The 25,427-nt window shown below is 56.9% G+C and carries 26 protein-coding genes and 1 pseudogene; 13 read left to right on the top strand and 14 right to left on the bottom strand.

The annotated features are described in order from the left end of the window. Positions 1–252: 252 nt before the first annotated feature. The 5 genes and pseudogenes from AC2FD9_RS17925 to AC2FD9_RS17905 all read right to left on the bottom strand — a co-directional run bounded on the left by AC2FD9_RS17925 (position 253) and on the right by AC2FD9_RS17905 (position 3,759). Positions 253–534, bottom strand: a complete 282-nt coding sequence (locus tag AC2FD9_RS17925; protein WP_496838257.1) for an adenylate/guanylate cyclase domain-containing protein — start codon at positions 532–534, stop codon at positions 253–255. Positions 535–546: 12 nt separating this feature from the next. Next, positions 547–1,034 (bottom strand): annotated as a pseudogene (locus tag AC2FD9_RS17920) (IS6 family transposase); the annotation flags it as partial. 155 nt (positions 1,035–1,189) lie between these two features. Beyond that, positions 1,190–2,569, bottom strand: a complete 1,380-nt coding sequence (locus AC2FD9_RS17915; protein WP_496838181.1) for an MATE family efflux transporter — start codon at positions 2,567–2,569, stop codon at positions 1,190–1,192. 12 nt (positions 2,570–2,581) lie between these two features. Beyond that, on the bottom strand, positions 2,582–3,169 hold the full coding sequence (locus AC2FD9_RS17910) for a helix-turn-helix domain-containing protein (protein ID WP_496775226.1): 588 nt from the start codon (positions 3,167–3,169) through the stop codon (positions 2,582–2,584). An 11-nt stretch (positions 3,170–3,180) separates the two neighbouring features. Next, a complete protein-coding gene (locus AC2FD9_RS17905; RefSeq protein WP_496838179.1) occupies positions 3,181–3,759 on the bottom strand; it encodes a carboxymuconolactone decarboxylase family protein in 579 nt (192 codons plus the stop codon). A 308-nt stretch (positions 3,760–4,067) separates the two neighbouring features. Here AC2FD9_RS17905 and AC2FD9_RS17900 point away from each other — a divergent pair, with 308 nt between their 5' ends. From AC2FD9_RS17900 to AC2FD9_RS17880, 5 genes are read left to right on the top strand one after another with little or no spacing between them, the layout of a single operon-like run. Then, the gene (locus tag AC2FD9_RS17900) at positions 4,068–4,814 is read left to right on the top strand and encodes an amino acid ABC transporter ATP-binding protein (protein ID WP_496838178.1); all 747 of its coding nucleotides are present in this window, start codon (positions 4,068–4,070) and stop codon (positions 4,812–4,814) included. Between the two features lies 1 nt (position 4,815). After that, complete coding sequence (locus AC2FD9_RS17895) at positions 4,816–5,658, top strand: amino acid ABC transporter permease (RefSeq protein WP_282121047.1); 843 nt, start codon at positions 4,816–4,818, stop codon at positions 5,656–5,658. A gap of 35 nt (positions 5,659–5,693) precedes the next feature. Further along, a complete protein-coding gene (locus AC2FD9_RS17890; RefSeq protein WP_282121046.1) occupies positions 5,694–6,527 on the top strand; it encodes a transporter substrate-binding domain-containing protein in 834 nt (277 codons plus the stop codon). 59 nt (positions 6,528–6,586) lie between these two features. Beyond that, a complete protein-coding gene (locus tag AC2FD9_RS17885) occupies positions 6,587–7,468 on the top strand; it encodes an amino acid ABC transporter permease (RefSeq protein ID WP_496838176.1) in 882 nt (293 codons plus the stop codon). Between the two features lie 13 nt (positions 7,469–7,481). After that, entirely contained in the window at positions 7,482–8,090 is a 609-nt protein-coding gene (locus tag AC2FD9_RS17880) for a glutathione S-transferase family protein (protein ID WP_496838174.1), read from the top strand. A gap of 12 nt (positions 8,091–8,102) precedes the next feature. On the opposite strand, the gene AC2FD9_RS17875 is transcribed toward AC2FD9_RS17880, so the two are convergent. The 3 genes from AC2FD9_RS17875 to AC2FD9_RS17865 all read right to left on the bottom strand — a co-directional run bounded on the left by AC2FD9_RS17875 (position 8,103) and on the right by AC2FD9_RS17865 (position 10,602). Beyond that, positions 8,103–8,420 (bottom strand): non-heme iron oxygenase ferredoxin subunit, encoded by a 318-nt coding sequence (locus tag AC2FD9_RS17875; protein ID WP_496838172.1) that lies wholly within the window; start codon positions 8,418–8,420, stop codon positions 8,103–8,105. Positions 8,421–8,423: 3 nt separating this feature from the next. Next, positions 8,424–9,365 (bottom strand): fatty acid desaturase family protein, encoded by a 942-nt coding sequence (locus tag AC2FD9_RS17870; RefSeq protein ID WP_496838170.1) that lies wholly within the window; start codon positions 9,363–9,365, stop codon positions 8,424–8,426. A gap of 151 nt (positions 9,366–9,516) precedes the next feature. Continuing rightward, positions 9,517–10,602, bottom strand: a complete 1,086-nt coding sequence (locus AC2FD9_RS17865) for a hypothetical protein (RefSeq protein WP_496838169.1) — start codon at positions 10,600–10,602, stop codon at positions 9,517–9,519. 96 nt (positions 10,603–10,698) lie between these two features. Here AC2FD9_RS17865 and AC2FD9_RS17860 point away from each other — a divergent pair, with 96 nt between their 5' ends. Both AC2FD9_RS17860 and AC2FD9_RS17855 read left to right on the top strand, forming a co-directional pair. After that, positions 10,699–11,628, top strand: a complete 930-nt coding sequence (locus AC2FD9_RS17860; RefSeq protein WP_282154149.1) for a LysR substrate-binding domain-containing protein — start codon at positions 10,699–10,701, stop codon at positions 11,626–11,628. Positions 11,629–11,724: 96 nt separating this feature from the next. Further along, entirely contained in the window at positions 11,725–12,771 is a 1,047-nt protein-coding gene (locus AC2FD9_RS17855; protein ID WP_496838167.1) for an aromatic ring-hydroxylating dioxygenase subunit alpha, read from the top strand. A 113-nt stretch (positions 12,772–12,884) separates the two neighbouring features. On the opposite strand, the gene AC2FD9_RS17850 is transcribed toward AC2FD9_RS17855, so the two are convergent. Beyond that, on the bottom strand, positions 12,885–13,673 hold the full coding sequence (locus AC2FD9_RS17850; RefSeq protein WP_496838166.1) for a phytanoyl-CoA dioxygenase family protein: 789 nt from the start codon (positions 13,671–13,673) through the stop codon (positions 12,885–12,887). Between the two features lie 308 nt (positions 13,674–13,981). Between AC2FD9_RS17850 and AC2FD9_RS17845 the strand changes: the two genes are divergently transcribed. The 6 genes from AC2FD9_RS17845 (at position 13,982) to AC2FD9_RS17820 (ending at position 20,311) form a co-directional block, all read left to right on the top strand. After that, the gene (locus AC2FD9_RS17845; RefSeq protein ID WP_496838164.1) at positions 13,982–15,232 is read left to right on the top strand and encodes an FAD-dependent oxidoreductase; all 1,251 of its coding nucleotides are present in this window, start codon (positions 13,982–13,984) and stop codon (positions 15,230–15,232) included. A 14-nt stretch (positions 15,233–15,246) separates the two neighbouring features. Continuing rightward, positions 15,247–15,504 (top strand): sarcosine oxidase subunit delta, encoded by a 258-nt coding sequence (locus AC2FD9_RS17840; RefSeq protein ID WP_282121036.1) that lies wholly within the window; start codon positions 15,247–15,249, stop codon positions 15,502–15,504. Further along, a complete protein-coding gene (locus AC2FD9_RS17835; RefSeq protein ID WP_496838162.1) occupies positions 15,491–18,361 on the top strand; it encodes a 2Fe-2S iron-sulfur cluster-binding protein in 2,871 nt (956 codons plus the stop codon). Before AC2FD9_RS17840 ends, AC2FD9_RS17835 begins: the two co-directional genes overlap by 14 nt. 1 nt (position 18,362) lies before the next feature. Then, positions 18,363–18,860, top strand: coding sequence for a sarcosine oxidase subunit gamma family protein (locus tag AC2FD9_RS17830; protein WP_496756744.1), 498 nt, complete (start codon positions 18,363–18,365; stop codon positions 18,858–18,860). A gap of 13 nt (positions 18,861–18,873) precedes the next feature. After that, complete coding sequence (locus AC2FD9_RS17825; protein ID WP_496756741.1) at positions 18,874–19,287, top strand: RidA family protein; 414 nt, start codon at positions 18,874–18,876, stop codon at positions 19,285–19,287. Between the two features lie 91 nt (positions 19,288–19,378). Beyond that, positions 19,379–20,311 (top strand): AEC family transporter, encoded by a 933-nt coding sequence (locus AC2FD9_RS17820; protein ID WP_282121032.1) that lies wholly within the window; start codon positions 19,379–19,381, stop codon positions 20,309–20,311. A 4-nt stretch (positions 20,312–20,315) separates the two neighbouring features. Here AC2FD9_RS17820 and AC2FD9_RS17815 read toward each other — a convergent pair whose 3' ends face one another. From AC2FD9_RS17815 to AC2FD9_RS17795, 5 genes are read right to left on the bottom strand one after another with little or no spacing between them, the layout of a single operon-like run. Further along, positions 20,316–21,599: an amidase gene (locus AC2FD9_RS17815; RefSeq protein ID WP_496838161.1), complete on the bottom strand. Its 1,284-nt coding sequence runs from the start codon at positions 21,597–21,599 to the stop codon at positions 20,316–20,318. Then, on the bottom strand, positions 21,596–22,786 hold the full coding sequence (locus AC2FD9_RS17810; RefSeq protein ID WP_496756735.1) for a YlbE family protein: 1,191 nt from the start codon (positions 22,784–22,786) through the stop codon (positions 21,596–21,598). The genes AC2FD9_RS17815 and AC2FD9_RS17810 overlap by 4 nt, the downstream gene beginning before the upstream one ends. Continuing rightward, positions 22,786–23,412, bottom strand: a complete 627-nt coding sequence (locus AC2FD9_RS17805; RefSeq protein WP_496756733.1) for a hypothetical protein — start codon at positions 23,410–23,412, stop codon at positions 22,786–22,788. The genes AC2FD9_RS17810 and AC2FD9_RS17805 overlap by 1 nt, the downstream gene beginning before the upstream one ends. Continuing rightward, entirely contained in the window at positions 23,412–24,044 is a 633-nt protein-coding gene (locus tag AC2FD9_RS17800; protein ID WP_496706684.1) for a hypothetical protein, read from the bottom strand. Before AC2FD9_RS17800 ends, AC2FD9_RS17805 begins: the two co-directional genes overlap by 1 nt. Beyond that, positions 24,041–25,411 carry a Rieske 2Fe-2S domain-containing protein gene (locus AC2FD9_RS17795; protein WP_496756730.1) on the bottom strand — a complete coding sequence of 457 codons (1,371 nt, stop codon included), beginning with the start codon at positions 25,409–25,411 and terminating at the stop codon, positions 24,041–24,043. Before AC2FD9_RS17795 ends, AC2FD9_RS17800 begins: the two co-directional genes overlap by 4 nt. Positions 25,412–25,427: the final 16 nt, after the last annotated feature.

The following is a 25,427-nucleotide window of genomic DNA, read 5'->3' as shown; positions in this document are numbered from 1 at the left end:
CAAGTAAATTATGGTTCCATTGCGATTTTGCGGTTTCAGCTAAAGTCGGGAATGCGGGCTGTGACCGCACCATTTGAAGGCCGTTCTAAAGGTCGGCTTTGGGCTGCCCACGCTTGGGCAGCATGAACCAAAGGGTGAACATGGAGCATCCGATCTGCCAGCCGGTGAGAGCTCGATGCGGTAGGGCCTGAAATGCCCCGCTCAAGGTTCACGCAAAAATAGTCGAATTCGCAATTGGCAGCTCGTCGGAAGCTACTCTGAAACAACAGAGAAGACCTCAACTTGCTCCCTGATGCCATTCATCTCCACCTCTCCCTCGCTTACTGTCTCTATTACGCTTTCAACGGCTGCCCAAGCTTGGGCGGAAATCAGTATCTCATTGTGGGTGGCCACGTCGCAAAGCCGCGCGGCCATGTTGATCGAGGTTCCTGTGGCAGTGTACTCAAATCGTCCTGTTGAACCGACGATACCGACCGTGGCATAGCCAAACGAGATGCTAACTCCATAACAAACCCGATGATCCAGTTTTCTCATTTGGCGCAGAGCGATTGCAGTGTATCGCGCATGGTCGGCGCCCGGCGCAATGGCCTTGGTCGGCTTGATATAGTTGCGCAGCTTGCCCGTGATCACGACACGTGGTTCGCCATAGGTTGCAACCAGTCGGCCGACGGAACGCTTTGCAGCCTCGGCACTGCGGCGAGGTTGAATCACTATGTCGGGTACATCTCAAATGCCATCGATCGCACGCCATAGCCAATGTTTCACGCCGTTGATCGGGACGACCACTTCGTCCATATGCCATTTGTCGTGCGGCCGGGGCCGGTCGTGCCGGATACAGGCCGCGAACTGAGCCCCGAAGCGGTTCACCCTGAGACGAACCGCTTCATGACTGGCAATGACGCCACGCACCGCCAGCAGGTCCTCGATATCTGCCGTGCGAGAGCAAACCAGTGATATGCCCTCACCGTATAGGCGATGATTTCGCGAGGAAAACGGAAGCCCTTCAGCCGCCGCAAAGAGGACGGTATAGCCATGGGACCGCGCTATCCGAGACGGGCAACGCGAACAGATTAGCAACGCTTTTCAAAGAGAATATGCCGAAAACTGTTAAAGAACTAAACGCCGAGAACAAACGTCGGAACCTGCGCACTTGTCAATTCAGATAAAAAGTTTGCTGCACATCCTTTTTTCACCCCGTAGCAGGCACCCACAAACCGCCGATTTCTGCCTTCGCAATACGTATGGTCAACGCCATAGCGACTATCCAGCCGGTCACTACGGCCGCGGCCGTTCCGAACCACACCCCGGTTTCGTTGAACCCCAATATGCCAATAAACACCCAAACAAAGAATGCGACCCCAAAGGCCTGGCGATAAAGGCTGATCCAAACGGTCCAAATAGGTTTTTTGAAGGCCTGCAAAAGTGAGTTGATTGAAAACAGCATCATGTAAAAAGGCAGGATCAGACTGTCGACTCGTAGATATCCTACACCAACGCGAACAACCTCGGGGTCCGCTGTAAAGAGGCGCATCACTAAGGGACCACCGAGCCAGAGGATCGGGATCGCAATCAGTGACATGTAAAACCCAACGCGCCAGCAATAGAACAACGCGGCGCGCACCCGTTGGCTGTCCCGAGCACCAAAATTCTGTGAGGCGATTGGAAGTAGGGCACCCGTGACGCCCAGAATGGGCAGCAACAAAACCTGTTCCAGTCGTATAGCGATTGCATATCCGGCAATGGCATGTTCGCCAAAAAGCTTTAGCGCAAACTGCAGGACAAAGGCCGACAGCAACATGATCGTGAACGAAAATGCAGTGGGCAGAACCTGCAGCGAAATTTCTGCAAACCGTTTCAGGCGTGGTCTGAAATAGGCCGCGCGCATACGTTTCATTCGCCTTCGCCGAAGAACCTGTTGGATCAAAAAGATCATCACGCCGGTCTGGCTGATCACCGTAGATAAAGCCAAACCATTGAAGCCGATGCCCGGGATCACGCCCGGAATTCCGTAGATCAGAAGGGGATTCAGGATGATGTTCGCCAGAAACGCGACAATAAGTGCCCGTTGCATAGACACCGCGTCGCCATGGGCTTGCAAGATGCCATTACACCCATGAGCCAGAAGGAACCCAGGCATTGCCAAAAGCAACCAATAGAAATAGCGAAGCCCGGCTTCACGATAAACGCCTGGTTCTGAGACAAGCTTGATTAACAATGGGCCGAACCAGAGCCCTGCCAGGGCAAGTAGGCAAGACGCAACGATTCCGTAAGTTATCCCTTGGGCCGCTAAGCGTCGTGCCGCTCGGTTGTCGCCTGAACCCAGAGCGTTTCCAACCAGTGCACTCATAGCTGCACCCAGCCCGACGCCAACGGAAATAGAGATGAAAAAAGCTTGAAAACCAAGGGCCAGCCCGGCTTGGGCGCTAGTCGACAACAGCCCGGCAAAGAAGATGTCGACGATGTTGTACAGTGTACTGAAAAGCATTCCGACCGCGCCGGGTATCGCCAATGTTCGGAAATGGCCTGCAATGGACCCTTGGGTCAGATTAAGGTCGATTGCCTGAGCCATGTTAACTGGGTGTCATGGGCGCTCGGCCTGGACTGTTAGAAAGACAAACTCAGGGGTCAGAACATCTTCGAACCCGTGGTTGAGTTCAGCATCCACACTGATCGTGTCGCCAGCTGACAGCGTAAAGCGGGCATCGCCATATCGGTAAACGGCTTGGCCTTCGAGTGCTTGTACAAACACTACGCCGTGGCCGACATAAGTGGGCGGTGGCCCGCCTTCGCGCAATAAAGTCACGCGACGCGCCTGAAATCGCAGGTCTTTACGCGAATGCAGTGAAAGATTGACGTACTCGTGGCTGTGCCCCGCCGAGATACGGTTTGATTTCAGTCCCTCACCATGGCGCACGAGAGTGTAGTCAGTGTGATCTGTACGCGCTTCGCGGAACAACGAAACAATCGGAACTTCGAGCGCTTCGGCCAGTGCCGCCAGAGTGTCGATTGAGGGAGAAACCAACCCATTTTCGATCCGGCTGATCATAGCGGCTGAGATACCGGACTGTTCTGCCAAGCTACGAGCGGATTGCTTCCGACTTTGCCGCAGTTCCTTCAGCGAGGCGCCGATGGCACGGTCGATCTGTCTGCCTGGAGTATCTCCTTGCATGATCCGTCCTTTCAGTCGCTGCTATAATACCCCACCACATCGCCATCGGTGGTGACTCCAAGGCCATTCAGCAACCGGTTGGCGTAGTTGAAATACCCTACGATCTGGTTGATTTCGAGAATCTCGCCATCCTCCCAACCGGTGTCTTTCAGGGCTGCCACATCAGAATCGACCATCCTACCCGGCGAAAGTGTAAGCTTTTCAGCATAGGTCAGTGCAGCCAAATGTGCGCCGTCGAACGCATCCTGTGGGCGATGTGCCTCGAGTGCGGCTTCGATCTTGTCGGCGCGTGCGGCGTCGTCGATCAAGTGCCGGGCGTTAGACCAGTGGTTGGCATAAGAATAGGGGCAGGTGTTGAGAGTGGATACATAGGAACTGATCACTTCCTGAAACCACATAGGAACCTTGTTCGCCTCATCGTGCAGACAGGCGCGATACAGAATCACATGCCCCTTCATTGTGTTAGGCCGCAGGGAATGCACCCGCATGACATTGTCGACAGTGCCGTGCGGTGTACGCGCCAGATCCAGAGTGGCCTTCAGATGCGAGTCAGCATCTTCGTCAGATATCATGCTGATCCAGGCAGACATTTGCGGTTCCTCCCTTGGTCGTCAGTATTATCTTAGGGCAGATCAATAATTGTCCTCTGAGTTTTTTATTGACGAGTATTGCATATTAAGCAACCATATTAATTAGTGTGCAACGTATTTGAGGAGGCTCAGGCCTTGCCCGACTGCCCCAAACAATCGCAGCGCCAGCCCGGCCTCGGCTGTTTCGTCAGGCCTGGCACCACGACATGCCGGCCTGCCTTTGCAGGAACGGTGGAGGAAACTCCTTTGCGCGCCCGGTCCATCAAAAGACAAATTCGCATGGTGTCCCGAACCCAAGCAGGTACGACATGAGCCAAGCCACACCGATGATTGAAGTGACCAATCTGGATAAATATTATGGCGCGTTTCACGCGTTGAAAAACATCGATCTGACGGTCCATCAGGGTGAAAAAGTCGTGATCTGCGGTCCCTCGGGATCGGGAAAATCGACGCTGATCCGGTGCTTTAACGGGCTGGAGTGGCACAATTCCGGCCGCCTCGTGATCGATGGGATCGAGGTTTATGACGGTGCCAAAGAAATTCGCGAGCTGCGGCAGGAAGTTGGTATGGTTTTCCAGCAGTTCAACCTGTTTCCACACCTGACAGTGCTAGAGAATCTGACGATCGGTCCGATGAAAGTGCGCGGGATATCCAAGGCGCAGGCCGAAGAAACCGCACGCAACTATCTTGAACGTGTTCACATCCCGGAACAGGCCGACAAGTACCCGGCACAGCTGTCGGGCGGGCAACAGCAGCGCGTGGCAATTGCACGGTCTCTATGCATGGAAACTCGGATCATGCTGTTTGACGAACCGACATCCGCGCTGGACCCCGAGATGATCAATGAGGTGCTGGATGTGATGGTCGAGCTGGCCGACACCGGCATGACTATGGTTGTCGTCACGCACGAGATGGGCTTTGCCCGTAAGGTCGCTGATACGATGGTCTTTATGGAGGCGGGCCAGATCGTCGAAGTCTCACCACCCGAACAATTTTTCACCAACCCCTCGAGCGAACGCTGCCGTTTGTTCCTAGATCAAATATTGGCGCATTGACATGAGCGATCTGGGCATTTCCCGGCCAAAAGGTCAGCCGCTGCCAAAGCCGCCTTTTTTGAAGCGGTTTTTTGACTCGACCCTGATTTCGGTCGGGATCTATGCCGTTATCGTCGGGCTCATCGCCTATGGTGCATATATCGGCGCGCAGGGCATGGGGTATAACTGGCAATGGTACCGGGTGCCGCAGTTTCTGTATCGCAATACCGAGGTCGGGTTTGAATGGGGTGAAATTCCCATCGGGCTGGTCGCGACGATCAAATTGTCGGTCACGGCTTTCATTCTGGCTATGGTTATAGGCCTGCTTGTGGCGTTGCTGCGCCTGTCGGATCTTGTCATCGGGTCCGCAGTTGCGGTTGGATTTCTGGAGCTGATCCGAAATATCCCGCTGCTGGTCCTGCTCTACCTCTTCTATTATGTTCTGGGGCCGATTTTTGGATTTGACCGATATACGGCCAGCATCCTTACCCTGGCCGTTTTCCATTCAGCCTTGATTTCGGAAATCTTCCGGGCCGGGATCAACGCCGTTCCCACAGGCCAATGGGAGGCCGCTAAATCCATCGGGATGAGCCCGTCCCAGACTTATCGCTATATCATCCTGCCACAATCCGTCCGCTTCATGCTGCCGCCGATGACCGGCGAGGTCGTTCACCTCATCAAATCCTCGGCCATTGTCAGCGTGATTGCGGTGGCCGAGCTGACGACCTTCGGACGCAATATCATTTCAGACACATACATGAGTTTCGAAATCTGGTTCACCATCGCACTGGTTTATCTGGTGGTGACCCTGATCCTGTCGATTGGCGTAAGCCATCTGGAGAAGAAATATGCCGTCGACCAATAACCCAGAAAATATGTCGGACAACAAGGAGAACCAAGATGAAGCTTTCTCGCAGAATGCTCGGGGCTGCCCTCGGCGCGGTCGTGGCTACCGGTGTGGCGACCTCAGGCTGGGCGCAGAGCGCTACGCAGGAACTATCCAGCGAAAGTGTGATTGAAACTATCAAGCAGGATGGCGTGATCCGGATCGGTCTGTCGCTGTTCGTGCCATGGTCGATGCGCGACAAGAATGGCGATCTGATCGGATTCGAACTGGATGTTGGCCGTCAGCTGGCCGAGGATATGGGGGTTGAGGTCGAATTCGTGCCCACCGCTTGGGATGGTATCATCCCGGCGCTGGTCTCAGGCAATTTCGACGTGATCATCTCGGGCATGTCGGTGACAGCGCAGCGGAACCTGACCATTAACTTTACCGATCCATACGCCTATTCGGGTCTGGCCATTCTGGCCAATAAGTCGATGACTGAAGGCATGACGCTTGAGGATTTCAACAATCCCGAAGTGACCTTTGCCGCCCGGCGTGGTGCAACACCTGCGGCGGTGATTGCACAGAACTTCCCAGACGCGACCTTGCTGTTGTTCGATGAAGACGGTGCCTCGACTCAGGAGGTTCTGAATGGGAACGCTCATGCTTCCATGGCAGCGCAGCCAACTCCGAACCGCGAGGCTGGGTTGCACCCTGAAACGCTGAGTGTGCCGTTCGAAAATCTCTATGATCCGCGCGGTGAAGCCTTTGGTGTGCGAAAGGGCGACCCGGACGCCATGAACTATTTCAACAACTGGATCGCGCAGCAGTGGCGTTCCGGTTGGCTGAAAGAACGTCATGACTATTGGTTTGCTGGAAACGAATGGGCTGACCAGGTCGCCCAGTAACCCTGACCCACCCGGGGGGCAGCGATGCAGCCCCCCGGATCTGATACGGAGCGTCTTGCGTGCAGGATTTTCTCAAAAAACTCAGATGGCCGGACTACCTGATCGCCGCGGTTCTGTTCGTGTTTTTCGGGTATATCTGGCTGTCGATTGAAGGCACGCTCAATTATAGGTGGCGCTGGGACGTCATCCCCAGTTACATTGTCGGCTGGCATTCAGGTCGTGAGGAATACTTTGCCAATTTGCTGCTGCAAGGGTTGGTCGCAACGGTTCGCATCAGCCTCTATGCCGGAATTCTGGCATTGATCCTGGGCACCATTCTGGGTGTAGCCCGCTGTTCATCAAATCTGACCATCCGCATGCTGGCGCGCACCTACTTGGAATTCTTGCGCAATGTGCCGCCGGTTGTTGTCGTTTTCATTTTCTTCTTCTTCCTGTCCCAACAACTGATTGATGCGTTGAATCTGGAACGATGGGCGCGCGGTATCGCGCGGCAGGAAAACAATCAGATCTGGGAGTTCTTCTTCGGTGAAATGCGCCGCTTCCCATCGCTTGTTTCGGGCGTCATTGTCCTGGCCCTTTTTGAGAGCGCATTCGTTGGTGAAATTGTGCGTGCCGGCATCCAGTCGATCCCAAAAGGTCAGCGGGAAGCCGCGCGCTCTATCGGTATGAGCCGCCTTCAGGAACTGCGCTATGTGGTACTGCCGCAAGCGATGAAGAAAGTGGTGCCACCGCTCGCCAATCAGTTCATATCGCTGATCAAGGACAGTTCAATCCTGTCGCTGATTTCTGTGCAGGAACTGACTTACAAAACGGTCGAGCTTGTGGCCTCATCCCGCATGATTTTTGAGGCGTGGATCACCACGGCCGCTTTCTACTTTGTGGTTTGCTTCGGCCTTAGCCGATTGTTTGCGCGGCTTGAAAAACGGTCAGACAAGCGCTGACGTAAAGGCCAGTATGATACGCCTCTATGATTTTCCGCTTTCGGGCAGTTGTCACAAAGTACGACTGCTGCTGTCCATGCTGGCGCGGGATCATCAGATCATCGACGTAGACCTGCTGAGCGGTGACCAAAACCGGAGCGCGTTTTTGCAGGTCAATCCACTGAACAAGGTACCAGTTCTGGACGATGACGGGTTCGTTTTGCGCGACAGCACTGCCATCATGGTCTATCTGGCGCAGAAGTACGGCGCAGCCGAATGGGCCCCGACCACACCGAAAGAACACGGCGACATACAGCAATGGCTGTCGTTTTCTGTGAATGAAATCTTCCACGGCGTTGCAATGGCCCGCGCGATTGTTCTGTTCGAACGCAACGTCGATCTGGCCGAGCCGCAGGCGCTTGGGCAGAAATCCCTGAAGATCATGGAGCAACACTTGTCAGACCATCGCTGGCTGGCCTGCGGCCGTCCCACCCTCGCAGATTTGGCCTGCTATCCCTACATAGCTCTGGCGTATCAGGGTGGAATATCGATGTCTCCGTACCCGGCGGTGCGCGCTTGGATCGCGCGTGTTGAGGCTTTGCCCGGATATGTCCCGATGCCGGGGTTGCCGGCACCGGGTTAAGGGCAATCGGGGCTATGCTCTGATCTGAACCATGCCGTTTTCGACCCGGGATTCAAACACTTTCATTGGCCGCGTCGCAGGCGCTGAAACCGGGCGCCCGTCTCGTACATCAAAGGCGCCCTGATGCAGGGGGCACTCGATGACATAGCCATCGAAATACCCGTCACACAGATCCGCGCCACCATGATTGCACAACGCTAGTGAGGCATAGATACCACCGGGCGTGTCATAGATCGCGATGACACGCGAGCCGAGTTCGACCCGTGTGACCCAATTTTTTTCCAACCGAGCAGCCTCGATCACGTCTTTCCACGGTTTTACATCTGTCATGGATCACGCCGCCTTCTTGTGCCGGATCTGACGCAGGATTTCGCGGTGGGCAGCCAGATAACCGCCGGGCTCGATATGGATGTGGTCTTTTAGCTTCTCATGCAGGCGCGGCAGCGCGTGAAAAGGGACCGAAGCGACATAGTGATGTTCCGCGTGGTAATTCATGTTCCAGCACAGAAAGGACCATGGTGCCGAAACCAGATTGGTGCGCGTATTTTCTGACATCTGCGCGACGGTAGGGCGTCCGACATGTTCGGTCATCCGGATGAAGCGCATCACCGGCTCGCCCAGAAACAGGGGGATGAACCAGTACCAGATCAACCCCCACCAACCCGTGATGGCCATGCCCAGAACGATCGCCGCATAAATAGCCAGCATTCTGCGGGCATCGCGATATACGGCCTGATGTTCGACTTTCGGAATGAACCGCAGCTCGGTCTCGCTGAGATTGCCGCTGGCGTGGCGAAACAGTTCCGTGAATTTGCCGCGCCAATAGGGCAGGGCGGACAGATAAAGCAGATATTGTCCCATTGTTTCGGGCAAAGGGATCAATTCGGGGTCTTCCCCTGTCAGTTGCGTATAGGTGTGATGATCGCAATGTTCGTAGCGAAAGAACCGATGTGGCAGAATGATGATCAGGCCGCAGATCTGACCTACCAAATCATTCAACCACCGGGTTCGGAACACTGTATAGTGCACGCATTCATGCTGTAGTGAGAAATGGTGCACCAGAACGATGCCTTGCAGGAACATTGCGGGCCAGATTAGCCAGCTGTTCCAGGCTAGGGTGACAAGGGTAGTTGTGCCGGCCAGTACCAGTACCCAAAGCGCCAGATGGCGCATGCCGGGGCCGTCGGACCGTTGCATGAATCCTTTCAGTTCTTCACGCGTGAGCTTGCCTTCGGCCAGTGCCTGAGACAGGGGCGTTACGATTGCTTGTGACATGTGAATTCCACATTTTGCCGGTGCGGGGGCCGTGCCCACATCGCATGTACCGGCACCGGAGACGGGAGTGCTCCGCACCATAGGACCTTGTCAGGTGGACCTATTGCAATCAGTTTAGCGCGATGGCACGCGTTCGATCAAGCGGGAAGGCTCAGCCAGTGCGGCGTAGACCGATATCCAGATCGGGGTCGGCGAACAGGGCAGCCGCGCAGGGGTGCTTGTCCAGAATGGTGGCTCCGCCAGGCAGACGGTCGGCGTGGAAAGCCCCGTTTTCCCAGTAGGTCACACCGTCGATTACGATCGTCGGATCAAACACGTTCCAGCTGATTTCGCCTGGGGCATAAGCACCGCAGGTGTGGAAGTGCAGAATACGCGGATTGCCGAAAGCGGACCCGCCCCAACGCTCGAAATTCTCGCGCATGTCCCATGGGTAGCCGCAGCCCGGGTGGATGCCCGCATGCCAGGAATGCACGAAGTTGCGGTCGATGCCAAACTGACCCGCGACCCGGTCATAATGAGCCTCGGCCCGTGCGGCGTCGGCAGGATCGCCGTCAAACCCTGTCAGGCGCCCGCTTTCCAGCATCGCAAACACCGGTCTTTCGAACTCTACCGTATAATCATCATAGTATTTTGATCCGGTGCCCGTCAGAAATTTCAACGCCACCCTGCCCGAAAAGCTGTGTGCCGGGACTGGCGTGAAGACCGACATGGGGAAGCGCAGGATCGACGTATCGCCCGTCGTATCCGGTTTCATCTCAGGCCGCCCCTGAAAGTCCGTGCCCAGAGGGCAGGTGACCCGCACGTCGGTGGCCCTGTTCAGAACGCCATTGATTCCAGCCTTGATGTCGAGGAATGCATCGTGATGCCCGTTGGAAAAACCAGAGCCAAAAAGCTCGCGGCTCAGGGCGAAACTGACGATGATCTTCTTGCCCTGTGGCATTTCCGAGAACCGGAGCTGATCCCCGAGACGGGCTAGAAACAGGATAATATCGGCGGTTTCGAACCGCGCCAGGAGATCAGCGGACAGGTGTGGATTGTCCGGATTAAAACCCACATCCACCGCATCAACCGACAGTCCCATGGATCGCGCGGCATGAGTGACGATTTGAACACTATCCGCATCGAAATAGCCATGTTCGGGAGGTTCATAAGCGATCAACAACCGGTCGCCTGCCGTTGCGTGGGCGCAATTAGTCAATAGATTTCGCGCGCCGTGCTCGGGAGTGATGTCCGACATTCGCGTCTCCTACGGGTTCCGGTCAGTATAGATTAGGCTCGGGTTGTGCGCCTAATCTATTTGAAAGTGATTATGCCTGACATTAGGGTGACTAATATGATCGTAAACCTGCCCTATTCCGCCCTGCGCGCCTTCGAGGCAGTTGTCCGACATTCCGGCTTTTCCCCGGCAGCAGCTGAGCTGGGTGTAAGCCAAAGTGCGGTCAGTCAGCATGTGCGGGCGCTTGAGGAGTGGCTTGGTCTCGAATTGCTGGTACGTGGTGCGCGGTCATCGCGTCCGACCCGCGAAGGGGAACTGCTGGCGCTGGCCATTTCTGAAGGGTTGGGGCGTATTTCGGACGTTTGTACCCAGCTGAGGGACAAGACCCGCACTGACAGGACCATCGTGATTTCATGTCTGCCGGGTTTTGCGTTCAATTGGTTGTTTCCACGCCTTTTAAACTTTGATCTTGCTCATCCGGACCTGTCGATTTCCATTGCCACGGATACCGGGCAATATCCGTTTTCAGGGGCGGATGCGGATATCGGTATTCGCTATGGCCTGGGTGATTACCCTGGCTATCAGGTCGACCTTCTGATGACCGAGCAGCTGTTTCCGGTCTGCGCTCCTTCTTTGATACCAAGCTTGCGTGGGGTCGAAGATCTGGCGCAGCATACGATGCTAGTGGATGAGAACCTGCATCATGGACCCGCAAGTCCAACGTGGGATTTCTGGGCGCGGCAATGCGGGCTGACGCTACCGTGGCCCTTGCGAACACGGCGATTTGGGCAATCCAATCTGGTCGTTCAGGCGGCAATCGAGGGGCTTGGTGTCGCTTTAGGGCGGGAACCTCTGGTCATCGACACGCTGTGCGATGGACGTTTGGTGCGACCAATTCCGGAGCTGACGCAATCTCCGTTATCTTATTGGCTGGTTCGACCCCATGAAACTAAGGACAGCCCGAAAGTTGGTGAGTTTCTGAACTGGATCCGTGCCGAGGTTGAGGCGCAGCCGGACATTCCGCCAGCCGCGGGCGCTGGGAATTAGCCTGACTTATACGAGGCATTACCATTCCAGCATGGTGCAAGATTGGCTTGCCGTCCATACTTGCACAAGCCACCTGACGATCTGGAGAGCATTTCAATGTATCTAAGAAACTGCTGGTATGTCGCCGCCTGGAGCAAAGATATCGGTCGCGAGCTGACGGCCGAGACGTTTCTGGGCGAGAATATTGTGCTTTACCGGCAGGAGGATGGCAGGCCAGTCGCGTTGGAGGATGCTTGCCCGCACCGCAAGCTGCCTCTGTCCAAGGGCAACCTGATAGGGGATGTAGTGGAATGCGGCTATCACGGGCTTAAATTCGACTGCACGGGCAAGTGCACGGACAGCCCGACGCAGCGCGGCATGACCCCGCGGCGGGCGGTGGTGAGATCATATCCGGTTGTGGATCGGTATCGGTTCCTTTGGATATGGATGGGCGATCCGGAACTGGCGGATCCCGACAAGATATTCCCGATCGAGAATTTTGACGATGACAGCTGGGGCAAGACCGACGGTGGGGTAATGGATATCGACTGCCATTACCTGTGGGTCTGCGACAACCTGCTTGATCCCAGCCATGTCGCCTGGGTGCATGTTTCTTCTTTTGCAGGCGCCGGAACGGATGAAGAGCCGCTGAACGTCGAGCGGACCGACCGTGGCGTCGTCGTCTCGCGCTGGATCGCGAACAAACCACCATCGCCCTATTACGCCAAACTGGTGGTGTTTGACGGCGATTGCGACCGGCTACAGCATTATGAGATGTGCATGCCCGCGATCGGGCTGAACAAATCCATCTATACGCCGGTCGGGACCGGCGGGTATGACAAGCAACCCATTGCCGAAACGTTCATCAATATCTCCTATAATTTCATGACCCCAATCGATGAAGACCGCACCAGATACTTCTGGTTTCAGCATCGAAATTCCGATCCCGAAAATGCGGAAGTGTCCAAATTCATGAATGACGGTGCGCGCATGGCGTTTCTTGAGGACAAGGACGTTCTGGAAGAAGTCCACAAGGGTATGAAGTACGCCAAGACGCCCAATATCGATCTCGGGTTGGACGCGGGTGCCAAACTGTTTCGCAAAACGCTTGATCGCGCGATCGAAGCCGAAACCACCCCTGTGAGTACAACAGTTCCGGCTTGAGGCGTCGTCTGCGAAAGTTACTTATGTAGTTTCACTTGATCGGGCTATTTGAAGTTGACCCCGCCCTGCCGACCGAATTCTTGGCAAGAAGGGCGGAGTTTGCCACTTGCTTGTTATGTCGCACTGTAGATCACTGGAAACCGGCCCCCAGCGAAGGGCGCACCGGGGCGTAAGCTGTCGTCGTGCAGCCATTCGGTGACAGTATCGCGGGGCTCATAGGTTGCGCCGTCCACAGCGAACCGGATCGCATAGCCGCGTCTGCGCCGGGTTGAGGTGCGGTTGCCCATCGCTGAATGTACGATCATACCGTCAAATGCCAGCGCATCACCTGGTTTCATTTTCGGGTAATGAAAGATGTCGTAGTCAGCGCGATTCATTTCGAAATCGGGCATGTCGATATAGTCTGGGTTGTCCACTTCCAGATAATGCAAAAAGCCCCCAAGTTGGTCCGTTTTGAAGGGCCGGTATTTGGCGCCCCAAGCATGCGAGCCTCTTACGAACTCCAACGCACCGTTGTCGGGGTCCACGGGGTCCAGCGCAATCCACATGGTCATGATCGGGCCTGAGACCGGCCAATAGGGTTGGTCCGTATGCCAGCCCGTTTGTGTTCTTGTGCCCGGTTCTTTGGCAAATATCTGGTCGTAGATCAGCGAGGTCCAGGGGCTGTTTGCTACCTCTGCCACACGCTGCCCAATATCAGAATTCAGGCAATAGTCTTGAAACACGCCGGGATTTTCACGCATGTTTTTGTAAGCAAAGTAACGGTCGCCTTTGGCAACTTCGTCATCGACAGCCTGGCGCAGCTTACTCAGCCAATCCTGCGACAGCACTTGTTTTAGCAGCACGACTCCGTCGCGCGCATAGGTATTCTGAACGGTTTTCAGGTCAGGTGTTTGTGTCATGTAACGTCCATTTCTGTCACCTCATTCACAGAGGCGGTTGCAGAGGGAAGGCGCGTTGCGCCCGGTTTTTCTGGCGTTACGAGGCGGGTGAACTGCGGCAGTTTATGATGAAGCAGGGCCAAAGCGACCGGGCCGACCATTTGCCGGCGAGACGTCGATGGAACTGTTCCACGCGAAAGCTCATTGCGTCACCTTTCTCCATTACCTTAGCCGCAATTTCGGCATTGGAATAGAACCCGTGGCGAGTTGTTTTGCATGTCGATTAATTTATTGACTAAATGTGCATACTGATAAATATTATTACCATCATGCAAAATTACTCTGTTTTCTCGCTCGCCCGTAATGCGCTAACCGGGCACCGGAACTGGCCGCAGGTTTGGCGCAGCCCGCCATTGAAAGACCGCTATGATGTCGTGGTGATCGGGGCAGGGGGTCACGGGCTGGCAACTGCCTATTATCTGGCCAAGGAATTTGGCATCACCAATGTTGCCGTGTTGGAGCGCGGCTGGTTGGGCGGCGGCAACATCGCGCGAAATACGGTGACCATTCGATCGAATTACATGAGGGATGAGTCAATCCCATTCTATGTCAAATCCGTCGCCATGTACGAAGGGCTCACGGACGAGTTGAATTTCAACATGATGCATTCCAAACGAACCATGGTGGATGTGGTTCAGACCTGGCCCAAGCTGCGCGAGCTGCGGCGGCGGCAGTTGGTGATGGACATCTACGGCTCGACCTACGAACAGATCACAACCGAGGAATTGCGCCGCCGCATTCCTGCGTTGACTGGCGGCGGCCAAGATGCACGGCTGCCTGTGATTTGCGGCATGGTTCATACGGATGCAGGTGTGAACCGGCATGATGCGGTGGCCTGGGGCTATGCCCGCGCGGCTGACGCGCGCGGGGTTGAGATTCATCAGCAAACAGCGGTGCAATCCCTGCTACGCGGGGCGGATGGGGCCATCGAAGGGGTCGAGACCAACCGGGGCACAGTTCGCGCAAAGAAAGTGGTCGTAGCAGTCTCAGGCCATACAACGACGCTGACCGAAACTGCGGACCTCAGACTTCCGCTGCGGACGATGAACCTGACGGCCTTTGTGTCCGAGCCGGTCAAGCCGCTGGTTGATGTGATCGTGAACTGTCCGGACAGCGGGTTCTATTTCAGCCAGTCCGACAAAGGTGAGATGGTCATCGGCGGCGCGCCCGATATTGGGCAGAGCTTCCGTCGAGACATAAAGCAACATGTATTCGAGGATACCGTGACTGCGATGCTGTCGCTTTTCCCAAGTTTCAAGAAGCTCAAACTGATGCGGCAGTGGGGCGGGCATCTAGATATTGCTCATGATGCCTCACCCATCATGGATCAGACAGATGTGCCGGGCCTGTTTGTCACCGCCGGATGGTGGGGCGGGTATAAGGCTATCCCTGCGGGCGGGCTGACACTGGCGCATCTGGTGGCCAAAGGTGAACCGCACCCGCTGATGGCGCCCTTCACACTGGGCAGGTTCCGGCATCTGGATTTCGTAATGGAAGCCGGAACCACCACTGCGCGATAGGAAAGGACAGGATCATGATGCTTATAACCTGCCCGTTCTGTGGCAAGCGCAATGAAAGCGAATTTATCCATGGTGGCCCGGTAGGGGCGGTCCGCCCAGATCCCAATGCCGTCAGCGATGAGGAATGGGTCGAGTATCTGACAGTGACGCCGAATCCATTGGGTCCGGTTCAGGAGAAATGGTGGCACGCACGGGGATGCGGTGAATGGTTCACCATCTGGCGTGATACACGGACCCATGACATTGTGGAGGCACCCGATGGCACAACGTAACCGCCGCGCCTCGGGCGGGCGCATCGATCGAAACCGCCCTTTGCATTTCACCTTCAATGGCAAACCATATGAAGGGTTTGAGGGCGATACGTTGGCCTCGGCCTTGTTGGCCAACGGAATTCGTGTCACCGCCCGCAGTTTTAAGTATCACCGCCCGCGCGGTATTATGGGGCACGGGGTCGAAGAACCTGCGACGCTGGTGGAACTGGACGGCGAGGATGCCTCGGGTAACCGTCCCGCGACCACGGTGCCGCTTCGGGACGGGCTCAGCGCACGATCGGTCAATTGCTGGCCGTCGCCCGAGTTCGATCTGGGCGGGATCAATCAGTTACTCTCGCGGTTTATCCCCGCAGGGTTTTACTACAAGACGTTCAAATGGCCGAACTGGCATCTGTTCGAACCTTCAATCCGTCGGGCTGCAGGGTTGGCGGCAGCACCTGAAAGCCCCCCGGTTTCAGGCCATTTTGAAGCCCGAAACGCCCATGCCGATGTGCTGATCGCGGGGGCGGGCCCAGCCGGGCTGCAAGCGGCGCTTGAGGCTGGTCGCGCCGGAAAACGCGTGTTTCTGGCCGATGAGGGCACCGAGGCGGGCGGTAGTTTGTTGAACCGCAACCTGTCTATCGGTGGACGTTCGGCCTTGGACTGGGTCGCGGATGCGGTGGCTGAGCTGCGTGGGATGGAGAAAGTCACCCATCTGCAGAATGCAACCGTCTGGGCCTACCGCGAGTATAATCTGATGATCGTGAACGAACGCGAACCCGAACTGGACGGAGTTTTGGAACGCAGCTGGCGCGTGCGAGCGGGGGAAGTTGTAATCGCAACCGGGGCCACCGAACGTGCCATGGTCTTTGGTGACAATGATCGACCCGGTGTCATGTTGGCCTCTTCGGTACAGGCCTATGTCAACCGCTGGGGCGTTAAGTCCGGGCAGCGTGTGGTGCTGTTTACAAACAACAACAGTGTTTATGCCGTGGCGGCCGATCTGGCAGCAGCCGGTATGCAAGTTGAGGCCATCCTCGACTGTCGCAAAACCGTTCCACCTGAAGCTTTGGAGCTGGTGCCGGATATTCCGGTTCATGCCGCAACCGTTGCTGGTGACGTGCGCGGGCGCAAAAGTGTGCGCGCAGTCAAAGCCGTTCCCGTGACCGGAGGGGCGGGTCGCTGGATCGACTGTGATGTGCTGGGTTGTTCCGGCGGTTGGAACCCGACCGTTCATCTTTGGTCGCAATCCCGCAGCACGTTGCGATTTGATGAGGATCTGGCAGCCTTCGTTCCTGACGAGGCGGTTCAGACTTGTCGCGCTGTGGGCGCAGCGGCTGGTGATCTGACGCTGGATAGGATTGTTGGTGGTGGCGAAGACCTGGCCTACGCGATCGAACCTCTCTGGCGCGTCAACGTGCCGGGACAGCGCGGGAAGGCGTTTTTGGACGTGCAGAACGATGTCTCGGTCAGCGATGTGCATCTGGCCCTGCGCGAAGGCTATGACAATGTGGAACATGTCAAGCGCTACACGACCGGCGGCATGGGGATCGATCAGGGTAAAACCGGCAATATCAACATCATCGGCACTGTTGCGATGCAAAAGAGCGTTCCGCTGCAAGAGGTTGGAACAACCACATTTAGATCCCCCTACACGCCTGTTTCGTTCGGTGCGATTGGCGGGTTACGGGAAGGCTGGCGGCTATTTCCCTATCGCCATACCCCTGTAACCCAATGGAATAAGGACAACGGCGCTGTGATGTATGAAGCCGGCGCGCGCTGGCGGCGTCCGGGCTATTTTCCGAAGCCGGGTGAAGGCCTGCAAGAGGCGGTAAACCGCGAATGCCGCGCTGTTCGTGAAGGCGTCGGCGTCTATGACGGCTCACCTCTTGGCACGTTTGAACTGAAGGGAAGGGACGTTCCGAAATTCCTAGATTTCATCTACTCCAACATTATGTCCACGCTGAAACCGGGTGACGGGCGCTATGGGTTGATGTTGTCTGAAGATGGTTTGATCCTGGACGATGGCGTTGCCTTCCGACTGGATGAGCACCGCTGGATGATTTCAACCTCGACCGGTCACGCGGATGCGGTGAACCAGCATATGGAAAAGCTGCTGCAAACCGAATTCCCCGACTGGCAGGTGCTGATCACCACTGTCACCAGCCAGTGGAACAATGCCACTATTTGCGGTCCCAAGGCGCGTGAAGTTTTGCAGGCGGTAGGCTCGGATATCGACCTCTCGCCCGAGGCGTTCCCTTTCATGTCCTTCCGCGAAGGCACCGTAGCTGGTTTCCCTGCGCGGGTGGTGCGGGTCAGCTTCACCGGTGAACTATCCTATGAGGTCAACGTAGCCCCGCGCCACATGGCGGCCCTTTGGGACAGGGTGATGGAGGTTGGTGCGCCCTTTGGTATTCTGCCTGTGGGTTCGGAATCCAGCCATGTGCTGCGGGTCGAAAAAGGGTTCCTGTCGTTGGGGCATGAGGTCGACGGCACGGTCGATGCCTATGATCTGGGAATGGGATGGGCGATGTCCAAGAAGAAACCTGACTATCTGGGCAAACGCTCGGTCCAGCTGCGCAGGTCAGGAGGCGGTACCCGGCGCGAGCTGGTCGGAATTCTGGCGGATGATCCCAACAAGCAAATCCCCGAAGGTGCACCACTGACGCCCGGAGGTCGGAAAGAAGCCACCGGCGGGTTGGTCACTGCCTGTGTATGGAGCGTGGTAAACAACCGCTGGGTTGGGCTGGCGTTGCTGGAAGATGGCCACGCGCGGCAGGGCGAAACCGCCCACGTCCGGCTGAAGGATGACGTGATCCCGGTCACGGTCACGAAACCGGTCTTTCACGACCCCGACGGTAAATTGCTGAGGTCTTGAGATGAGTTATGACGTCACAATTGAACGGTGCGGCTTGAAGGCTCTGTTCGACCTCAAAGGCGCGCCTGACGCCGTATCGCAATGGGCCGGGGACGCTTTGCCGAGTTTGCCGCTCCGCCCCAACAGCCGAACAGAAAAGGACCGCATCGAACTGTTCTACATTGGTCGTAACCACTGGATCACCCGCGCCCCACTGGCACAGGAAGACGCGATGGAAGCCCGGCTGAAGCCCACGGACTGCCCGGCAGATATCAGTATTGTTCGGGTCTCGGACACGATGACCTTCTTTCGCATAACTGGCCCAGATGCAGGTCAGGTGATGTCAATTGCTTGCCCGATGGACCTGCATGACAGCGTGTTTGGGACGGACGCGGTTTCCTATACCGAAGTATTTGGCCTCAAGGCTTTGGTGATGCGGTGTCAGGATGGTATTGAGTTCGCGGTCGAACAAAGCTTTGCGGATATGGTCGAAGACTATCTGATCCGCGCCACGGCTTGAGGGGAAGGTCGGCATGGCTCGAACGCACATCCACAAGTACCAGACGCGCTATCATGCGAAAGCAACTTATTCCAAAGCGATCCGCGCCCGGGGTGACTTTGTTTTCATGCAGGGACAGGTCGGCACGCTGATGGATGGCACACTGGTTGGCGAAGGCGACCCGGGCGCGCAGGCAGATCAGGCCTGCCGCAACATCCAGCGCTGGATGGAAGAGGCCGGGGGAAGCTTGACCGATGTCTGCAAGTTGACTGTCTACGTTACCGATATTTCGTACCGTCCGGCCGTTTACGAGGCGATCAATCGCTGGTTCGAAGGTGTTCATCACTGTTCGACAGGCGTGGTTGTGCAGGGGTTGGCCGATCCGTCGCTTTTGGTCGAGATCGACGCGATGGCTGTAATCGACGATGATGCTGATACCCCGGGCTGAGGAACTCGGGTCTATCTGACATCGTATTGCGTAGAAACGCCGGTCATGACAGTGTCCGGTCGAGCCGGCCCAGTTTTGTCTGCGAATTGTAATGCTTTCGACACTCACCTCGATACTGCCGATCTTTTTGATCATTGCGCTAGGCTTGGCCCTGCGCAAGGGCGGCATTCCCAGTACGGATTTCTGGAACCTGAATGACAAGCTTGTCTATTGGGTTCTGATGCCATGCCTTCTGTTCAGCAAAATTTCCCTGTCGCCGTTGGACAAGTCGGCGCTGGGTCTTTATTCGGTTGCTATTCTGGGCGGGTTCGTTGTGGCGCTTCTGTTTGCGCTTCTTAGTGCCCGTTTGATGGGTTTTGCGCCGCCGCAGGCCACCTCGATCCTGCAAGGTAGCGCGCGACATAACTCATTCATCGGACTTGCGCTGGCTGCGAACTTGTTTGGGCCAGCGGGGTTGGATATCGCGATTCTGGCGACCGCAATTCTCGTGCCCACCACCAATATTGTTATGGTGGTTCTGATGGTTGGTGCGCTCAAAGGCGATCGAACCAACAGCCTGGCCGTTGCAATCCTGCGGGAACTCGCACGCAATCCATACGTGATTTCGATCTTTCTGGCGGTCTGTGCCAACCAGTTGATCGGTGACAGGATAGCGGTCGTGCATGATGTGACGGATGTTCTGGGTGCAGGCGCTTTGCCGATCACATTGCTGGCTGTCGGTGCCAATCTGAGAGTCCGGGCCATGGCCGCAAGTGCGCTGCCCTTAATTCTGGCCTTCACGGGCAAGATGATTGTCTTCCCTCTGGCAGTATTGGTGATCGGATTACTGGTGGGGTTGCCACGGGAGGTTCTGCAGATCGCCGTCGTCTATTCGGTGGTGCCGACCGGTGCATCTTCGTACACGCTGGCCAAGCACTTGGGTGGAGACGCGCCGCTGATGGCGGCCATTGTCACGTTGCAGACGTTGATAGCAGCCGTTAGCATTCCCGTATCACTTGCTTTGCTGCTGCCCCTAATTCCTTAAGCGGTCATTGCGACAAGTGTTCATGGGCCCAGACCGCGATGTCCAGCAGGCGGGCGTCATCACCCTTTCGTCCGATCAATTGAATGCCAAGCGGCAGGCCATTCTGGTCGGTCCCGAATGGCAAAGCGACCGAAGGCACCTGCAACAGGTTCCACATCCGGGAAAAAAGCGGATCTCCAGTAGCGTCCAAACCGGCAGGGGCTGGTCCGGGGGCCGACGGGACCAACAGAGCGTCCACATCCCGGAACATCTGATCCAGCATCGCGCCCGCCCGGTCGCGTAGGTCCAGCGCGGCTTGGTATTCTGCGTCGGTAACGGCCAGCCCCGCTGTGACAAGGTCGTGAAATTGCGGGCTGATGGCGGGCATGCCTACAGCGTATTCTGCAGCGCGCTGCCGCGCGACCTCGTAGCCCATGACGGTAATCTGAGCCTGCGTAAGTTCGGCAAAAACGGGTGGAAAAGCAATTTCGCCGGTCTCGGCTCTCGTTGCGGCAAGGGCGGCTAACGCACGCGTGCACGTGTCCCGCATCTCGACCGAACCGTCCCGCCAGTGCGGGCCGCGCATTAGGCTGATCCGAGGCAAAGCCTCGTCGAACTCAACTGGCGGTGCCGGGTCAGTTCGGCACATTACCGCATCGGTCAGCACAAAGTCGCGGGGATCACGAGCCAGAAGGCCGAGTGTATCCAGGCTTTGGGACAAGCCCATGACACCCGTCAGAACATACCGTCCGGTGGTTGGCTTGAACCCGCAGACCCCGCAATACGCTGCTGGTCGGATCAGCGAGGCTGCGGTTTGCGAACCAAATGCGAGCGGAGCCATGAAATCGGCCACAGCTGCGGCAGAGCCGGATGACGAGCCACCCGGCGTATGCACGGGATTCGCCGGATTGGCAGTTTTACCGGGTTTGAAGTAGGCGAATTCGGTGGAGATGGTTTTTCCGATTGGGATCGCGCCCGCGTCCAAAAAAGCCTGAACGCAGACTGCACTGCGGTCGGGGCGGCGCCCGGCATACAGGTCGCTACCCCATCCTGTCGGCATGTCTTCGGTGTCGATGATATCCTTGATCACAAACGGCACGCCATGGAGCCTCCTACCAACGGGGAGAGTATCGGCGGCCTTTGCACGCTCCATGGCGCGGTCCGCATCGAGGGTTTGAAAAGCCCCGATGACGGGTTCACGGTTTGTGATCCGGTCCAAATGGGCCGCCATAACCTCGGAAGGCTTCACCTCACCTGCCCGGATCAATGTGGCAAGTTCATGGGCAGAATGATGGTTCAGCCCGGTCATGCCTCCAGCGCTTTCAACGCGTCGGCAAAGGGGGCGACTGGCATGTCGTAGATGCCACCGCCCAAGCGACCGGCCTCGCCCAATCGGTCAAGAATGCCCAGCCCGATCACAGGCCCCAAACCCTGTTCCACGGCACCCCGCGCCGTGCTGCCCAGCCGAACATCCAAGGCGCGGAAATACGGATGCGTTCCGACTGACAGACCTGACATTCGCGCTTGAGCGTCGTCGGGCAGATAGGCACCCAGACCCTTCTTTTGTTCAGGGCTCAGATCTATGGCCATTGCCCCCAGCCCGAATGCCTCGACCACGGCACTGTCGCCGATCGCGCCAAGGGCGCGGACCTGCGGCAAATCCACGTCAAACGCCCCCTTGGGAGGGCTGGCCGGAATTGTGAACCAACGGCCCGGTAGGCCCGAGATCTGGATGCCAACTTCGCGCCCATTGCCGCCTGCAGCGGTGACGAAGCTTGATCCTTCAATGCCCTCCGCCAGTTTCATCATGCATTTGGTCGCCGCCATCCAGGGGTTGAGAAACAGTGAGGGCGAGCTGTCCATAAAGGCCAACACGTCGTCATCCGTGATCCCGCCGGTGGTGCGATCCTTGAGTTCAGCAATCAACGCCTGTGCGGCCACGGGTGTACGGCCATGGCAATCATCCCCGCCCATCAGGCCGATCACGGCCAGCGGGACCAGCGCGATCCCTTCGGCAATCCCTTTCTCCAGAACATCAAGAAACCGGGTGTTGAGCCAGCGAATGTGGTTGAGCACCGCCTCGGACCTCAGCCCTAAACGCATCGCTGGGCGGCTGCCTGCATTGATCGGCGCGTAAACACGTTGTTGGCCACGCCACGCGTCATAGACTGTGTGCAGGGGCATATCCGCCGAGACCACGGCGGCCAGAGGTGTCACGACATCGTGGTCTTGCGCGGGTTTCAGCACGATCTCGCCTGCGTTAATCATCGCCTCGGCCTGATCGAAATTCTGTGCTAGCCCTTGCCAGACTGCAGCGACACAGGCCGAGTTCAGGATCGGCGCGGTGATCTGATCCGGGCTGGCGAAGGCGGGACCGGCATGTAGCAGTACATTTTCGTCCAACCTCAGCGCCTCGGATGCTGTATTGAACCGGTTCCAGACCGGTTGTGTCACCATGGCCTTGTCGAACGCCAGCTGATCAGCCGGATGCAGCATCAAGTATCCTCCGGCGGTATGATCCATGTTTCCGAGAAGTAGAGGAAGGCAGTCGTTGTTTCATACCCAGCCTGCACCCGTGTGCCCAACTTGCCCGGCAATGCGTGACCATTAACGATGATTTGAGCCGAATGTGCTGGCACCAGTAGCGAGAACATGTTCTGCTCGCCCGAAGCGACCTCATGCGGAGACAGCTCCAGCGCGCGAGGCGGCTCGAGCCCTTCCCAGACCAGTTCAACTGTCAGGTTTTCTCCGGCGATGGTTTCGGTATAGCGGTGGCTCATCGGATCGCCCGAGGATCGGACGACCTGCGCGCCTATCTCGGGGAGAGAAGCAAAAGCGGGAGCATTTGCGAAAGCGGCCAGTTTGCTGATGAAATTGGTCTTCAGAAAGGCAGTCAGGTCGAGATTATCGCTCAGGATTACGTTCGGTGCCTCCGGGGGGCCGTCCACTTGATCTGGCGTTCCATACAGCAGCAGCACCTGACCCTGACCGACCGGAGACCATGCCACGCGAAAGAACAGCGCCATAGCGGTGAAATTGTTGTTGTCGTCTTTCAGCAGGATGCCGGGGTTCTCGCCTGTCCAGTCGACTGTCCCGGGGGTGATCGGTTCGTTCAACGGCATTACAGATCCTCCTGCGGGGTCACCCAGGTTTCGGAAAAGGCCAGAAAGGCGGTAGACATGGTGCGGCCAAAGAACTGGCGGCTTGCGACCTGACCGGGGAGCGGGGTGCCGTTGATGACGACCTGCGCCGCCTTGGCCTCGAGGAACACTGAATACATCTCATGCTCTTTGGTTGCCGAGTTTTCCTTAGTGACCTCAACCGGCAAGGGTGGACCCATTTCCTGCCAGATCATCTCGACCGTGACGCCCGAGCCGCGCAGGGTCTCGGAATAGCGCGATCTCAAATCGCCAGGGCGTTTTTCGACGCTGTCACAGTCCAGCCAGCTCATCGCGTCGAGGCCTGCCTTTCCGATAAAGGTGGGCATCTTGGTGACCCAGCCATCCACGATCCAGCGCATCATGCGTTGGTTGTCCGTCATGATCAGATTGGGTGCGTGCGGCCAACCCTGCGCTTGATCCGGCGCGCCCAGGATCAATGCGGCATGGCCCCGACCATAGGGCGACAGTACCACCCGGAAGAACAGCGCCAGAGTGCCATAGTGGTCCTGCGTCGAGTTCTGTTTCAGATAAATGCCGGGGTTTTCGCCGGACCAGTCGACCCGACCCGGATTATGTGGAACACGATTGGTCATGACCAGCTTGCCTCGTACTTTTTCAGCGCATCGACGATGAACGTCTTGCGGGTCTCGCCCTGCAATTGGTCGCCAGATTTGTAGATCTCAGCTACCCGATGCGAGATTTCCTTGAGCACTGCACTATCGTCGCGGCCGTCCTGAAGCGGGATGCGTAGCATTGTGTCCCCGGCATAGGTCGGTATCACCTGACCGGCAAAGCTGTCGGTCGGTTGCGGAGGGGACTGACCGTCTTTCAACGCTCGAATGGCGTTGCGCAACAGGCGGCGTGCCTTGGCCACGCCCCGATCCGTAAAGCTGAGGTTTTCACGGGCATGGACGTTCCGCGGCCCCTGACTGACCCAGGCGTCATAGTCGCCGGGGTCCCGCTGGCGCATCTCATAGGGTCGATCAGGATCCTGGCCATAGAAGTCCGTCATCCCAAAGCCCACTTTGCTTTTGTCCGTTAGGCCCTTTGGATCGTCATTCGCCGCCGCATCCCGGAAGTGGCGCCATGCGATGACCATCGTGTTGGTGTCGTCAATTGGGGTTATCCAACGCGACAGCCCGCAGCGCCCAAAATAGCGTGACCCGTCTGGCACCGGGAAGTGGCCGCCATTTTGCGTGAACGACGGCAGCATATGGTCATGTATGCGCACCCAGACGATATCTTCGACACGTCGGACATTGGTGTAAAAATCGCCCGTTTGACTATCGTGAAACTCGATCATCGGCATTTCAGCAAAGGCGTCGATGAACTGGCTGCGTACAGCCAGTGTATGCAGGTAGACAACATGGAACGGGTCCCATGCGTTTTCCATCACCTGAAGCCAGTTGCACGGGGATTTGATGAGGTAAGGCACCAACTCGTCGCCATCTTCGTCAAATGTGTCCATTACTGGGAACGGGGGTTGCTCGTCAGGGGGGCCCATAAATGCAAAGGCCAAACCCTTGTACTCGATCACCGGATAAGCCCCCAGGCAGGCCTTTTTTTTGACCTGTGAGGCGGGCGGCTCACACGGGGTTTCCAGAATGGTGCCGTCCAAACCGTACTTCCAACCGTGGTATGAGCATCTAATTCCGCCTTCCTCAACGATGCCAAACTCCAGGCTCATGTTGCGGTGGCAGCAATGCAGATGGGTCAGGCCCAGCTTGCCTTCTTTCTTTTCGCGGAACAGAACCAGATCTTCGCCCAGAATACGCAGGCGATAGGGCAGGTCGCCAATCTGATCGGTCATAGCCACCGGCATCCAGAACCGGCGCAGGTATTCGCCGCACGGAGTGCCGGGGCCAACCTCGGTCAGTTCCGGGTCAGGTTGCTGTTGCCAGACTTTTTGTTGGTCGTGACCGCGGAAATTGCCCTTGGGGGCTGAGAAATGATCGTTCATGCCGTCCTCCGTGCGT

The organism is Ruegeria sp. YTSC230 (assembly GCF_059609665.1).
The sequence above is the reverse complement of the archived record's forward strand: the minus strand, read 5'-3'. Positions and strand labels throughout refer to the sequence as shown.

What these genes read in the sequence shown, in the direction of transcription:
- AC2FD9_RS17900 (WP_496838178.1), top strand. Translation starts at nt 4,068, where the DNA reads ATGAGCCAAGCCACACCGATGATTGAAGTGACCAATCTGGATAAATAT.
- AC2FD9_RS17915 (WP_496838181.1), bottom strand. Translation starts at nt 2,569, where the DNA reads ATGGCTCAGGCAATCGACCTTAATCTGACCCAAGGGTCCATTGCAGGC.
- AC2FD9_RS17835 (WP_496838162.1), top strand. Translation starts at nt 15,491, where the DNA reads ATGGCACAACGTAACCGCCGCGCCTCGGGCGGGCGCATCGATCGAAAC.
- AC2FD9_RS17875 (WP_496838172.1), bottom strand. Translation starts at nt 8,420, where the DNA reads ATGACAGATGTAAAACCGTGGAAAGACGTGATCGAGGCTGCTCGGTTG.
- AC2FD9_RS17870 (WP_496838170.1), bottom strand. Translation starts at nt 9,365, where the DNA reads ATGTCACAAGCAATCGTAACGCCCCTGTCTCAGGCACTGGCCGAAGGC.
- AC2FD9_RS17925 (WP_496838257.1), bottom strand. Translation starts at nt 534, where the DNA reads ATGAGAAAACTGGATCATCGGGTTTGTTATGGAGTTAGCATCTCGTTT.
- AC2FD9_RS17815 (WP_496838161.1), bottom strand. Translation starts at nt 21,599, where the DNA reads ATGACCGGGCTGAACCATCATTCTGCCCATGAACTTGCCACATTGATC.
- AC2FD9_RS17855 (WP_496838167.1), top strand. Translation starts at nt 11,725, where the DNA reads ATGTATCTAAGAAACTGCTGGTATGTCGCCGCCTGGAGCAAAGATATC.
- AC2FD9_RS17820 (WP_282121032.1), top strand. Translation starts at nt 19,379, where the DNA reads ATGCTTTCGACACTCACCTCGATACTGCCGATCTTTTTGATCATTGCG.
- AC2FD9_RS17865 (WP_496838169.1), bottom strand. Translation starts at nt 10,602, where the DNA reads ATGTCGGACATCACTCCCGAGCACGGCGCGCGAAATCTATTGACTAAT.
- AC2FD9_RS17845 (WP_496838164.1), top strand. Translation starts at nt 13,982, where the DNA reads ATGCAAAATTACTCTGTTTTCTCGCTCGCCCGTAATGCGCTAACCGGG.
- AC2FD9_RS17880 (WP_496838174.1), top strand. Translation starts at nt 7,482, where the DNA reads ATGATACGCCTCTATGATTTTCCGCTTTCGGGCAGTTGTCACAAAGTA.
- AC2FD9_RS17800 (WP_496706684.1), bottom strand. Translation starts at nt 24,044, where the DNA reads ATGACCAATCGTGTTCCACATAATCCGGGTCGGGTCGACTGGTCCGGC.
- AC2FD9_RS17895 (WP_282121047.1), top strand. Translation starts at nt 4,816, where the DNA reads ATGAGCGATCTGGGCATTTCCCGGCCAAAAGGTCAGCCGCTGCCAAAG.
- AC2FD9_RS17830 (WP_496756744.1), top strand. Translation starts at nt 18,363, where the DNA reads ATGAGTTATGACGTCACAATTGAACGGTGCGGCTTGAAGGCTCTGTTC.
- AC2FD9_RS17840 (WP_282121036.1), top strand. Translation starts at nt 15,247, where the DNA reads ATGATGCTTATAACCTGCCCGTTCTGTGGCAAGCGCAATGAAAGCGAA.
- AC2FD9_RS17825 (WP_496756741.1), top strand. Translation starts at nt 18,874, where the DNA reads ATGGCTCGAACGCACATCCACAAGTACCAGACGCGCTATCATGCGAAA.
- AC2FD9_RS17795 (WP_496756730.1), bottom strand. Translation starts at nt 25,411, where the DNA reads ATGAACGATCATTTCTCAGCCCCCAAGGGCAATTTCCGCGGTCACGAC.
- AC2FD9_RS17850 (WP_496838166.1), bottom strand. Translation starts at nt 13,673, where the DNA reads ATGACACAAACACCTGACCTGAAAACCGTTCAGAATACCTATGCGCGC.
- AC2FD9_RS17890 (WP_282121046.1), top strand. Translation starts at nt 5,694, where the DNA reads ATGAAGCTTTCTCGCAGAATGCTCGGGGCTGCCCTCGGCGCGGTCGTG.
- AC2FD9_RS17910 (WP_496775226.1), bottom strand. Translation starts at nt 3,169, where the DNA reads ATGCAAGGAGATACTCCAGGCAGACAGATCGACCGTGCCATCGGCGCC.
- AC2FD9_RS17860 (WP_282154149.1), top strand. Translation starts at nt 10,699, where the DNA reads ATGATCGTAAACCTGCCCTATTCCGCCCTGCGCGCCTTCGAGGCAGTT.
- AC2FD9_RS17810 (WP_496756735.1), bottom strand. Translation starts at nt 22,786, where the DNA reads ATGCTGCATCCGGCTGATCAGCTGGCGTTCGACAAGGCCATGGTGACA.
- AC2FD9_RS17805 (WP_496756733.1), bottom strand. Translation starts at nt 23,412, where the DNA reads ATGCCGTTGAACGAACCGATCACCCCCGGGACAGTCGACTGGACAGGC.
- AC2FD9_RS17905 (WP_496838179.1), bottom strand. Translation starts at nt 3,759, where the DNA reads ATGTCTGCCTGGATCAGCATGATATCTGACGAAGATGCTGACTCGCAT.